This window comes from Paenibacillus chitinolyticus NBRC 15660 (assembly GCF_000739915.1).
In the GTDB taxonomy this organism is placed as follows: domain Bacteria; phylum Bacillota; class Bacilli; order Paenibacillales; family NBRC-103111; genus Paenibacillus_F; species Paenibacillus_F chitinolyticus.
Genome location: NZ_BBJT01000029.1, coordinates 2,501 through 5,333 on the forward strand (window position 1 = coordinate 2,501; position 2,833 = coordinate 5,333).

The 2,833-nt window shown below is 54.0% G+C and carries 1 rRNA gene (only partly in view); it reads left to right on the top strand.

The annotated features are described in order from the left end of the window. Positions 1-2,811, top strand: a 23S ribosomal RNA gene (locus PCH01S_RS29105); it begins 106 nt to the left of the window's first position. Positions 2,812-2,833 lie beyond the last annotated feature (22 nt).

Sequence of the window (2,833 nt, forward strand, 5' to 3'; positions counted from 1 at the left end):
GGGATGTCCGAATGGGGGAACCCAGCTGTGGTAATGCGCAGTTACCATGCAGTGAATACATAGCTGCATTGGAGGCACACCCAGGGAACTGAAACATCTAAGTACCTGGAGGAAAAGAAAACAATAGTGATTCCGTCAGTAGCGGCGAGCGAACGCGGATTAGCCCAAACCAAGGAGCTTGCTCCTTGGGGTTGTAGGACGTCAACATGGCAAAAGTTCATTAGGTGAAGTGATCTGGAAAGGTCCGCTGCAAAAGGTAACAGCCCTGTAGCCGAAAGTGAACGTATGCCTAGACGGATCCTGAGTACGGCGGGACACGTGAAACCCCGTCGGAATCCGGCAGGACCATCTGCCAAGGCTAAATACTCCCTAGCGACCGATAGTGAAGCAGTACCGTGAGGGAAAGGTGAAAAGCACCCCGGGAGGGGAGTGAAAAAGAACCTGAAACCGTGTGCCTACAAGAAGTCAGAGCCCGTTAATGGGTGATGGCGTGCCTTTTGTAGAATGAACCGGCGAGTTACGTTTGCATGCGAGGTTAAGCTGAAAAGGCGGAGCCGCAGCGAAAGCGAGTCTGAATAGGGCGACTATAGTATGCAGGCGTAGACCCGAAACCGTGTGATCTACCCCTGTCCAGGGTGAAGGTGCGGTAACACGCACTGGAGGCCCGAACCCACGAATGTTGAAAAATTCGGGGATGAGGTGGGGGTAGCGGAGAAATTCCAATCGAACTCGGAGATAGCTGGTTCTCCCCGAAATAGCTTTAGGGCTAGCCTCGGGGGATGTGTCGTGGAGGTAAAGCACTGATTGGGTGCGGGGCCCGCCAAGGGTTACCAAGTCCAGTCAAACTCTGAATGCCACAGACATTACCCCGGGAGTCAGACAGTGAGTGCTAAGATCCATTGTCAAGAGGGAAACAGCCCAGATCATCAGCTAAGGTCCCCAAGTGTGTGTTAAGTGGGAAAGGATGTGGAGTTGCACAGACAACCAGGATGTTGGCTTAGAAGCAGCCACCATTTAAAGAGTGCGTAATAGCTCACTGGTCGAGTGACTCTGCGCCGAAAATGTAACGGGGCTAAACACACCACCGAAGCTATGACTTGCACCTTGTGTGCATGGGTAGGGGAGCGTTCTGTACGGAGTGAAGGTAGATCGTGAGGACTGCTGGACTGTACAGAAGTGAGAATGCCGGTATGAGTAACGAAAAGATCAGTGAGAATCTGATCCGCCGAAAGCCTAAGGGTTCCTGAGGAAGGTTCGTCCGCTCAGGGTAAGTCGGGACCTAAGGCGAGGCCGAAAGGCGTAGTCGAAGGACAACAGGTTGAAATTCCTGTACCACCGTAAGCCGTTATGAGCAATGGAGTGACGCAGCAGGGTAGGGACGCGGACTGATGGATGTCCGTCCAAGCAGTGAGGCTGATGTGTAGGCAAATCCGCACATCGTAAGGCTGGGCTGTGATGGGGAGCGAAAATTACAGTAGCGAAGGTCTTGATCTCACACTGCCGAGAAAAGCTTCTAGCCAGGCGAAGGTGCCCGTACCGCAAACCGACACAGGTGGGCGAGAAGAGAATTCTAAGGCGCGCGGAAGAACTCTCGTTAAGGAACTCGGCAAAATGACCCCGTAACTTCGGGAGAAGGGGTGCCCCGGTAGTGTGAATAGCACGAGGGGGCCGCAGTGAAAAGGCCCAAGCGACTGTTTAGCAAAAACACAGGTCTATGCGAAGCCGCAAGGCGAAGTATATGGGCTGACGCCTGCCCGGTGCTGGAAGGTTAAGGGGAGCGGTTAGGGGTAACCCGAAGCTGTGAACCGAAGCCCCAGTAAACGGCGGCCGTAACTATAACGGTCCTAAGGTAGCGAAATTCCTTGTCAGGTAAATTCTGACCCGCACGAATGGCGTAACGACTTGGGCGCTGTCTCAACGAGAGATCCGGTGAAATTTTAATACCTGTGAAGATGCAGGTTACCCGCGACAAGACGGAAAGACCCCATGGAGCTTTACTGCAGCTTGATATTGGACTTTGGTACGATCTGTACAGGATAGGTGGGAGCCTTTGAAGCCTGAGCGCCAGCTTGGGTGGAGGCGCCGTTGGGATACCACCCTGATCGTATCGGAGTTCTAACCTACTACCGTGATCCGGTAGAGGGACCGTGTCAGGTGGGCAGTTTGACTGGGGCGGTCGCCTCCTAAAGAGTAACGGAGGCGCCCCAAGGTTCCCTCAGAATGGTTGGAAATCATTCGAAGAGTGCAAAGGCATAAGGGAGCTTGACTGCGAGACATACAGGTCGAGCAGGGACGAAAGTCGGGCTTAGTGATCCGGTGGTACCGCATGGAAGGGCCATCGCTCAACGGATAAAAGCTACCCTGGGGATAACAGGCTTATCTCCCCCAAGAGTCCACATCGACGGGGAGGTTTGGCACCTCGATGTCGGCTCATCGCATCCTGGGGCTGAAGTAGGTCCCAAGGGTTGGGCTGTTCGCCCATTAAAGCGGTACGCGAGCTGGGTTCAGAACGTCGTGAGACAGTTCGGTCCCTATCTGTCGCGGGCGCAGGAAATTTGAGAGGAGCTGTCCTTAGTACGAGAGGACCGGGATGGACGTACCGCTGGTGTACCAGTTGTCTCGCCAGAGGCATCGCTGGGTAGCTATGTACGGAAGGGATAAGCGCTGAAAGCATCTAAGCGTGAAGCCCCCCTCAAGATGAGATTTCCCAGTATGTAAGACCCCTTGAAGACGACGAGGTAGATAGGTTGGAGGTGGAAGCACAGCAATGTGTGGAGCTGACCAATACTAATCGGTCGAGGGCTTGACCACACGTGTTCATGACAATGAACGC